Origin of the sequence: Streptomyces sp. FXJ1.172 (genome assembly GCF_001636945.3) — a bacterium.
Taxonomy (GTDB): Bacteria; Actinomycetota; Actinomycetes; order Streptomycetales; family Streptomycetaceae; genus Streptomyces.
In genome coordinates this window covers 9,251,124-9,260,576 of sequence record NZ_CP119133.2, presented here as the reverse complement: position 1 = coordinate 9,260,576, position 9,453 = coordinate 9,251,124, and the positions used below count along the sequence as shown (strand labels likewise).

Below are 9,453 nucleotides of genomic sequence, written 5' to 3'. Positions count from 1 at the left end.
CCGACGCGATCGCCCTCCGCCTCCTTCCGCCCCCTCGCTGTAGCCGTCCTCCAAGGCCTGCGCAGTCATGATGAACACCTCTCGGAACAGTTTCGCCTCCCGTGCCCTCACCAGCGGGAAGCGCAAGGCGCATCTGAGGCGTGACGAGGACGGGCGGATCGTCGGGGCCGACGGCGAAGGGGACGGCGAGGACCAGGAGCACGACGACACCCAGGCCGCCGCCGAGTCCGCCCTGCTCCACTTCTCCTCTCCCCGGGACCCGGGCACGATCGCAGCCTTCCTCCGCACCCGGGTCTACCGGCCCGAGTCCCTGGTCTGGCTGCAGGGCTACCAGGCGCTTGTCCGCTGGCGGGCCGAGAACGAAATCACCGGCCTTTACGCCGTTCCCTACGACGTTGAGGTCGAAGTCGGGGCAACGAAATCCTTTCCACTTGGAAGATGGGTCCACCAACAGCGGAAGGCACTCCGAGCCGGGGAGCTCGATCCCCACCGCAAGGAGCTGCTGGACGCACCAGAAGCCGGGATGGTCTGGGAACCGGGCGAAGAAGCCTGGGAGGCCAAGCTCGCCGCGCTGCGCTCCTACCGGCGGGCCACCGGACACCTCGCTCCGCGCCAGGACGCGGTCTGGGGTGAGGGCGAGGCGATGGTGCCGGTGGGTCAGCACATGGCCAACCTGCGCCGGAAAGGCGGCCTCGGCAAGGACCCGGAGCGTGCGACGAGGCGGGCCGCGCAGCTCGCCGAGATCGACCCGGACTGGAACTGCCCCTGGCCACTGGACTGGCAACGCCACTACCGTGTACTCGCCGACCTCGCCGCCGACGAACCCGACGGGGTGCTGCCCGACATCGCCCCAGGCGTGCTCATGGACAGCGACGACCTCGGCAAGTGGCTCCAGCGGCAGAAGCAGCCGACCACCTGGGCGCAGCTTTCGACCGAGCAACAGGAACGGCTGTCCAAGCTGGGCATCAAGCCCGCTGAGGCGCCGTCTCCCGCCCCGACGGCCAAGCGCGCAGCCAAGGCGCAGCAGGCGTTCCAGCGCGGCCTGACAGCCCTCGCGCAGTGGGTGGAACGGGAAGGCCAGCGGCCAGTACCAAGGGGCCACAGTGAGGAGATCGCCGTCCACGGCGAGGCGGAGCCGGTGGTCGTCAAGCTGGGCGTATGGGTCTCGAACACCCGTGCGAGGCGAGGCAATCTCGCCCAGGAGCAACTGGACGCGCTCCGGGAGCTAGGCATGGAGTGGGCGTAGGAGCCCGGGGTTTGCAGCTTTTCCGCCGAGCGGTGGCTGGTGGCCCATAACGGGTGAGGCCGATTGACGGTTATGGGAGTTGCAGATCAACAGACCAGGCAGGGTACGAGCGGGGAATCGGAAGTTGGCGCCGTTAGGGGCGGGGGCGATGCCCCTGGCAGGTGGGGTGTGGCGGGTGGCACCGCTGCAGGGTGAGATGACGCAGTCGTTTCTGAGCCGGGTGGCTGCACGCTATGGCGTAAGGCTCAGGGATCTGCTGGCGGCAATCGCTGAGGTAGGCGGGCTGTCGAACATCACCGGTCAGACGCGGCTGGACAGTGAGGTGTATCTGAACCAGCAGGCTCGGGATCGGGTGTCCCAGCTGTGCCGAGTTCCGGAGCGTCATCTGCGGTGGGCGCTGCCTGCCTGGGCACAGGAGGAGCCTCGAAAGCGGTTCGCCGCAGGTCCAGCAGCACAGTTTCATCACACTGCGGAGAAGGTTGTGCCCTGGGGGCCGGCGTGTCTTGAGTGCGCGGCGCGATCAGCCGGGCGCGCCGAGGGCGCGCGCTTGTACCTGGAGCCGCAGCAGCGGGTATGCGCGTTGCACCGTCGGTGGCTGATGCAGGTGCCGGGCACGGCCGGCCGGGTGGTGAGGTTGCCGGCCGGGGGCGAGCAGTGGGTGCAGGCCCACCGTCGTCATGCGAGGTTGCTGCGCCATTCCTCGGTGGCCGTGGAGGCGTTCGAGGTGGCTGCAGCGGTGACTGCCTCGTGGTGGTGGCAGGCGTGGCCGTTGGAACATGTGTGGCCCTCTCGGCTACGGAGCCTTGGCAGTGGACGGATCGATCCGGAGGTGTGGCGGGTCCTGGCGCGGGAGCTGGTGACGTACCCGGAGACGGTCGCGCTCGCCACGCTGCTGGCCGATGACGGGTTCCGGCAGCGGCTGATCGCCGACGCCCGGGGACATGCTCCGTACCGGCTGGCTGATCTGCCGGTGCTGCTCTCGGCGGTTGCGCGCTGCGTGGGGCGCCCCTGGTACAGGGAGCAGCTGGCGAGCGAGGTGTCGGGGCCTTTGTTCGCGTGGGCGTATCAGTGCGTGCGGCCGCCGCGTCGCACCGGGCACGGAGAGCAAGCGATGTGGGCGGTCGCTCCGGCACACCGTTTGCGCCCGCTGGTTGACGAGCTCGCCGCGCGGATGTCCGTCAGGGCCGACGGGCAGAAGGCGGAGGGCAAAAGACGGCGGGGACTTAACCGCCAGTCGGATGAGTCCTTCACGGTCGGCCTGGCGCATGCGGGCCAGTACCTGCGCGAACACGGGAACCTTGCTGTTCAGAAGGACACCATGGTGGGGTCCTTCCGTTTTGGGGAATGGCTGCACAATGTGCAGACCAGGGCCTGGGCTCTGTCGCCGGATCGTGTCCGGGCGCTGATGGCCTTGGACCCTTGGTGGAACGTCCCCTGGTCGGTGCAGTGGCAGCGCTCGTACTACCGGGCGCGCGATCACGCCGCCGTGGACGGTCCGCCGGATGCGGCCGCAGGGTTTGCCGGGACCGCCGTGCTGAACGGTGAGTGGCTGTATCTGCAGTGCACCCACTACGACGCTCTCCACCCCGAGCAGCAGCGTCTGCTGGCGGACATCGGCATCACAGCCGAAGCAGCCCGTACCGCTCGGCCGCGGCGGGCCAGCATGCGGGCGCGTTTCGAGACAGGATTGGAGCATGCCCGGGCCTATGCCACCGAGCATGGCCACCTGGCGGTCTCCGGCAAGGGGGCGGTGCACGAGGGGTATCCGCTTGGGTGCTGGCTGGTGGCCCAGCGCAGTAAGGCGCACCGGGCTGCAAGGCCCACCGAGCGCTCCCGCGCGCTTGCTGCCGTGGACCCATGGTGGAACCCGCCCTGGCCGCTGTCATGGCAGAGATCCTTGGCGCAGGTCCGTCGGCTGGTGCAGGACGGACACGCACTGGATGCGCAGCGTGGCTTTCCGGGCCTCGAAGCGGAGCTCGCACTGTGGTTGTCGCACCAGTGCGCCGTGTACGGGAGTCTGCAGCGTGATCAGCAGTGCCTGCTGGCCGGTATCGGCATCACGGCTGAAGAAGCCGGCAAAGTCCCCATGACGGCAGAGGAGGCCAAGGCCGCCAGCCAAGCCGCAGCACGGCTGGGTGGCTCGGCCGGCTTGGCCAGCGCCCGGTCCTTCGCCGCGGCACGCGGGCACCTGGCGCTGCCCTTCGACTATGTGCATGAGGATTATCCGCTGGGCCGCTGGCTGGTAGCACAGCGCAGCAAGGAACGCCGCCACCTGCGGGCGACGGGAACCGCGTGGCCGCCCGGGCTGCACCTGACTGAGCTGGACCCCTGGTGGAATCCGCCCTGGCACTTCCCGTGGCAGCGCCACTACCAGCAGGCCCGCACGCTATGGCAGGAGGGCAGGCTGCTCCTGCCCGGCCAGCACGCCCCGCCCGGCGACCGGGACGAGGATGAAGATCCGCTAATGGTGTGGTTGCGCCGGCAGTGCGCCCGGCACGATGTCCTGCACCCCGAACAGCAGAACCTCCTCGCCGACATCGGGATCACCGCCGCCACCGCCCGCACCGTCACCGCGTCCCTCATCACTCCCACCCCAGGGGAGGTCGGGCTGGCCCATGCCCGCAGCTACGCGGCCGAACACGGGAACCTGGCCGTGACCGACCGCACCCGCCACAACGGCCACCCCCTAGGAAGCTGGCTCCTGCGCCAGCGCCAACGCGCCGCCGACGGGCGCATCGAGCCCTCCCAGATCACCGCGCTCAACGCCCTTGACCCCCACTGGAACCCGCCCTGGCCCCTCGCCTGGCAACGCGCCTACCACCGGGCCCGCACCGCCACCGACGGCAGCACCCTGACCAGCACCGAACGCCGCTGGATCAGGACACAAGCACAGCTATGGGACAGCCTCCACCCCGCCCAGCAGCAACTCCTCGCCCACCTCGGCACCACCGGGCCTGCCGCCATACCCACGCAGGCCCGCACAACTGCGCGCCGCTACCCGACGGGTGAGGGCCTGCCCCACGCCCGCGCCTACGCCACTTTGCACGGGCATCTCGCGGTATCCATCCACACCCACCAGGACGGTTTTCCCCTGGGACGCTGGCTCGTGCAGCAACGCCGCAAAGCCCGCTCAGGCCAGCTGTCCGCCCACACCCTGCAAGAACTGCCCATCCTCGACCCATGGTGGAACCCACCCTGGCCCTTCACCTGGCAACGCAAGTACCACCAGTGCCGCACCACCCACGCCGCCGGGCGACCCATCCCGCCCGAACTTCACCGCTGGGCCCGCAAACAGACCAGCCTGTGGGCACAGCTCCACCCCCACCAACAAGGGCTGCTGACAGCCATCGGCCTACACGCGCTCTCGTTCCACTTGGAGCGGCAAGACCCTCTCGGCTGATAGGTGTCTTGGACAGCTCGCTGGGCCGGACTGCTACTGATCGTTCTGGTGGTAGGCACGGGCAAGGAGCCCGGCAAACGCAGCAGCCCGCTCGACGCTGTATCGGCCGCCTCGGATCTGTTGAAGCAATGCACGGCCTACCTCTTCGGGAGTGAACCCGTTTCTTGCCAGCTCTTGAACGACCTCCTCAACAGGCGGCGGTGCGTGCCTATGGGCACGCTCACTCACAGCCCCTGGCGCTGTTCCGGCAAGGACAGGCCTTTGCTCAGCTGGTGCAGCAGCTTGCAATGGAGCTTCGAAGAGGAGTTGCTGTTCTCTCGGAGCATCCCCAGCAGGCCGGCTCCGCGGTTGTCTCACATCTCCTGGGAGCAGGTTCTCATCCAGCGGCCTGAGATCAGGCCTGGCGCGGACCAGGATGCTCTGGCCGAATGACAAGGTGCCCCACACGTATGTGGCCTGGTTGCTCGCCGTCGGCGTGTCCTTAGGTGTAAGGGGCCCTAGACCGGCTAGCGCCGGCCCCATCGGCGTGTGGCCTACAAGGTCGAGCGTGGCCTTGGGAGGGCTCCAGCGGAGCAGATCTGGGTAGGCGAACGTTGCGGCTTCACGCCCTTGGGAAATGTCCCACATGCGGCGCGCCTCGGAGTCGATGGCCTTGGCATCTTGCACGGTGCCAGGTGGCGGGCCCGCCGTGACGGCGCCTAGGAGTGCGCCAGCCATGGTGGCGATGGTGTCGGTGTCGGAGCCAAGAGTGTTAGCGGCGAGGAGCAGACCCGCTTCTGGTGAGTCGGCGTAGGCATGTGCGAGAACCGCGGCAAGCAAGGTGGTGACTGTGCCTGATCCGCGAGTCGCGTCGTTGAAGCCGCCCCACCGCTCCACCAGGGCCGCATAGGTCTCGGCGGTCAGGCGAGATTTGGGTTCGAAGACTTCGAGCGCTGCGCGGCATTCGTTGGCGACGGTGATCGCGGCTGAGCGGAAGTCGATGCCTGCCGCATCACTCCATGTGGGCAGCCACAGATACGCGAGTTCGTCGTCCTTCGCGATAACGTCCGGTACTTGCTCGAGCCAGTCGATTGCGGGGCGCCACTGCTTGGGACCAGGGAGTTCGTTGCTGTCGAGGGCGTGGGCCAGCAGGACGGCGTGCAGAACCGCGCCGAGGATGCCTCGGGGGTGACCGTGGGTGCTGACGGCGTTCCGTACGACGTCGCGGGTGATGTTGTCCCAGTTGGTGAGGTCCCGTGCGGACCAGACGTGAGGCTGGATGCGCATAGCGGCCCCGTTGCCGCCAATGTCGACGTAGCGGGCGGCTTTGGTGGCGAAAATGTTCTGGGACCACTTGGCTTCGACTCTCATCAAGCCGGTGGCTGCCGCTTTGGTCCCACGGCCGGCGCCGAGGGCGTAAGCCTGCCAAGCAACGACTTCAATCTTCGCGAAGGCCTCGGCGTCGAATTCCCCGTCTCCGCGGATGGCGCGTGAAGTTGCCAGGCGCAGCTGGGTGTCGTCGGAGTACGCGCCTGCGGGAAGCGGCATGTCGCGTCCGTAGCGTCCTCCCACGCGCCTTTTCCAGGGGACGGTGGTGGTGACGTCATCCCGTCCGATGCGGCGACGTACGCCATCGGCGTCGGTCAGTTCGGTGATGAAGCCGAGTGCGTCTCCGTACGCAGCCCACTGGGCCGAGGCGCGTACTGCCTCCCATTGCATGGCGCTCACCGTAGTCCTTACCTGCCGAACGTGACCGGGTCGACGATGATGTCGACCTCATCATGTTCGCTGACACTGACAATGGCCTCAGCCTTCGCTGCGTCCTCGTGCGTGAGGACGTAGATGCGCTGCAGGTGGCGGGTGGAAACGGCCTGCGGGTAGAGCACCTCTGCCTGGGGATTCGTCGGGAGGTGGGGCGCTCGGTTCCAGCGCGGCATCGTCTTGTTGAAGCCCTTGGGGACGCGGTCGGCGAAGAGGGCTTCGGCCCCGGGCAGCCCTTCGACGGGGGTGATGCCGTCGTATCCCATGTTGCCTGGGGCGAACAGGACGCCGGGGTGCGTCATGATCACTGGGTCGAAGCTGAGGACAGCCCAGAACAGGTCTTCGTCTGCCCACCAGTCGTCGCTGCTGATGCGAAGGAAGCGGTGGTTGGGCTCACTAATGCTGAGGTTCACGTAGGACCAGTACTGCGGCGCTTCTCTGCGGATCTTGGTGTTCTGGTGGTAAATGCTCTCCAGGTACTGGTCTTGGGCCAGGAGCGCCCGGGCCTTGCAAAGCCGCTGCACGAGGATGCCGAGGAGACCTCGGTTCGTGGTGAAGTGCACCACCTCGGTGATCTTCCGTTCCTGAATGAGCGCGCCGATCCCCTCAGCGGGTCTTTCGCCGTCCGATATGGACGGGCTGGGCTCCGTGGTGGTCATACGGCCTTCACCTCGTAGGTGTCCGGGTCCATGCAGGCGATGAGGTCGCTGGCCTCGGAGGGCTTGTAGGTGATGGTGAGCGTCTTGCGGGCGCGTCCGGCGGACATGGCCAGCAGGCGCAGATGGGCGTCTCGTTCGCTGTCGCCGGGCTCGGTGGCGTGCGGCATAACCTCGCTGTTGAGTCCGACGATGATCACGTGGTCGAACTCCAGCCCCTTGGCGGAGTGCATGGTAGACAGCGCGACATTCACCGGGCCGGTGGGCCATTCCCCGTTGCGGGTGAGTTCGACCCAGGCCAGTCCGGCCGCGTTCAGGCGCGTCTTGACGTAGTCGAACCATCCGCCGCCCTTGGCGTGGAGGATGGCAACGGACTCGTCGTTTTCGGGCCGAGTTCTCGTTGAGGAACTGCACGAGGTGGTCCATCTGCTGGGTGAAGGTGCCCTGGACGAGCAGGGGCTTGTCGCCATCCTCCTCACACGAGGAGAGATCAGGGATCGCAGCGTCGTCCGTGGTTTCCACGTCGCGCAGCAGAGGGGCGGCGAAGGCTGCGATCTGGCGGGTGTTACGGAAGTTCTTCGACAGCAGCTTGCTGTTGTGCGGGCCCACGCTCAGGCCGACTTCGGCCCAGGTGAAGCGCTGGGGGTAGATACGCTGGGCGGCATCGAGGACGAAGGTGAGAGTGTGCTCGTCGGTGACGTGGTTGAGGACGGCCCGGACCTGGTTGGCGGAGAAGTCCTGGGCCTCGTCGACGACGACCACGTGGTAGGGGTCGTCGGCGCGCTTGGCAGCCATCGCGTTGGCCAGGTCGGACCAGTCCCAGGCCTGCTGCGGCTTCTTCCACTCCTGGAAAGGAAGGATCACCTCATCCAGCAGTAAGCGGCGCGGCGGAGGCATGCGCGGGGAGCGGCCGCGGCCCTGTCGCTCGCACTCGATGTACTCATGCAGGCTGTCCGACATGAAGCGGCCTAGGACATAGTCCACTTCGGAGCGTACGAAGTCGTCGGACAGGGGCAGGGCCGCGGCCAGGGCGTCCAGCTTTCCGTTGCGCTCGTGCTCGCGGAGGATCCGCTCGTAGGGCACGCGGTCGGTGGCCCACTTGGCAAAGGTGGAGATCGTCAGCTCGACGTCGTTGCCTTTGATCTGCTCCTCGGTGAGTTCCTCGATGTATCCGCGCAGAGTCTTGTTGTAGGTGAGGACCAGGACGCGGACCGGGCCGTCGATGAAGCCGTCACGGCGGCGCCGCTGCCAGTACCGGACGGTGAACTTCAGCCGGTAGAGGGCAGTGGTGGTCTTGCCGCTGCCGGCGGCACCCCGGACGACGAACACCCCCGGCTTGTGATTGTTGATCACCGTGAGCTGCTCACTCGTCGGCTGCGTCGGCCTGAGAACCTTCATCCTCGCGGTCCCTCCCCAAGACTCGCTCCCCCGAACCTGAGGCCATGTTAGGAGTGACTGGCACCAGCCGGGTTGAAGATCGGACAAGCAGTCCGTCGCAAGTTTGCAGATAGTGACACATCCATCACCCATTCGGGTGATGGATGATGAGGTGCCCCTCCCTCAGAGAAGGCAGGCACTTGGCTGTCCGGCGTGGAGCAGCAGGGTGTCAACGGGTGGAACGGGGCAGGCGTCGAGGCGGCGTTCGCCACCGCTACCGGACACATGACGCAGCTGCCGTGGGACCAGTCGGCGGCATCGGTACGGTTCGAGGACCTGGGGCCGGTGTCCGCGTTTCCGGTCGTGCCGGGCCGCCGGTGGGGGCCGGGCTGGTGGTGGTCGGCGACCACCGGACGGCACGTCGTTCACGGTTCAACAGCGATGCGTACCCAGTTGATGGTCCTGGACCGGGACCCGGATGTGACCGGCCTGTCCGCGCGTCCGGTACGGCTGCTGTGGCGGGATCCCGACGGGCGGGTGCGCTCGTGGGTGCCTCAGTTGTTCGCCCGGTACGCCGACGGCACCGGCCTGCTCGCCGACTGCCCCTCCAGCCCGGCCAAGCGGGACAGGGCGCAGCGGGTGCGGATGGTCCTGGAGGCGGCGTGCGCCCGCGTGGGCTGGTCATATCGGCGCCTCGAGCCACCTCCAGCGGTGCTGGCGGCGAATCTGCGGTGGCTGGCCGGCTACCGCCACCCCCGTTATCAGGGCCCGCCCCGGCTCAGGGCCGCGCTGGCCGATGCGTTCGCCGCACCCCGGCCGCTAGCCGACGGGGCGGCATCGGTGGGTGATCCGCTGCAGGTATTGCCGGCCGTCTATCACGCGCTGTGGTCCGGGCGCCTTGCGACGCGGCTCGATGAGCCGCTGCACGAGCGGGCGCTGATCTGCGCTGACGCAGAACGTGGTGAGGGCGTCGAAAGGCGGCTGAGCAACGTCGGCGGCGATCCGGAGAGAGGTTGAGCCCAGTGGGCGGCACA

5 protein-coding genes and 2 pseudogenes are annotated in these 9,453 nt (G+C 67.7%); 3 read left to right on the top strand and 4 right to left on the bottom strand.

Annotated features, from left to right (window positions below; translation table 11 throughout):
- Both A6P39_RS41910 and A6P39_RS41905 read left to right on the top strand, forming a co-directional pair.
- Positions 1-1,246, top strand: a pseudogene (locus A6P39_RS41910) (helicase associated domain-containing protein); the annotation flags it as partial.
- A 175-nt stretch (positions 1,247-1,421) separates the two neighbouring features.
- On the top strand, positions 1,422-4,646 hold the full coding sequence (locus A6P39_RS41905; RefSeq protein ID WP_159396052.1) for a helicase associated domain-containing protein: 3,225 nt from the start codon (positions 1,422-1,424) through the stop codon (positions 4,644-4,646).
- Positions 4,647-4,679: 33 nt separating this feature from the next.
- On the opposite strand, the gene A6P39_RS41900 is transcribed toward A6P39_RS41905, so the two are convergent.
- From A6P39_RS41900 to A6P39_RS41885, 4 genes and pseudogenes are all read right to left on the bottom strand, one after another.
- Positions 4,680-6,344, bottom strand: coding sequence for an ADP-ribosylglycohydrolase family protein (locus tag A6P39_RS41900; protein WP_234378907.1), 1,665 nt, complete (start codon positions 6,342-6,344; stop codon positions 4,680-4,682).
- A 17-nt stretch (positions 6,345-6,361) separates the two neighbouring features.
- Positions 6,362-7,045, bottom strand: a complete 684-nt coding sequence (locus tag A6P39_RS41895; protein ID WP_067045791.1) for a DarT ssDNA thymidine ADP-ribosyltransferase family protein — start codon at positions 7,043-7,045, stop codon at positions 6,362-6,364.
- Positions 7,042-7,275 carry a 3'-5' exonuclease gene (locus tag A6P39_RS41890; protein WP_275883997.1) on the bottom strand — a complete coding sequence of 78 codons (234 nt, stop codon included), beginning with the start codon at positions 7,273-7,275 and terminating at the stop codon, positions 7,042-7,044. The genes A6P39_RS41895 and A6P39_RS41890 overlap by 4 nt, the downstream gene beginning before the upstream one ends.
- A gap of 469 nt (positions 7,276-7,744) precedes the next feature.
- Positions 7,745-8,440 (bottom strand): annotated as a pseudogene (locus A6P39_RS41885) (AAA family ATPase); the annotation flags it as partial.
- Between the two features lie 264 nt (positions 8,441-8,704).
- On the opposite strand from A6P39_RS41885, the gene A6P39_RS41880 reads away from it, so the two are divergent.
- Positions 8,705-9,436 (top strand): TnsA-like heteromeric transposase endonuclease subunit, encoded by a 732-nt coding sequence (locus A6P39_RS41880; protein WP_275883996.1) that lies wholly within the window; start codon positions 8,705-8,707, stop codon positions 9,434-9,436.
- Positions 9,437-9,453 lie beyond the last annotated feature (17 nt).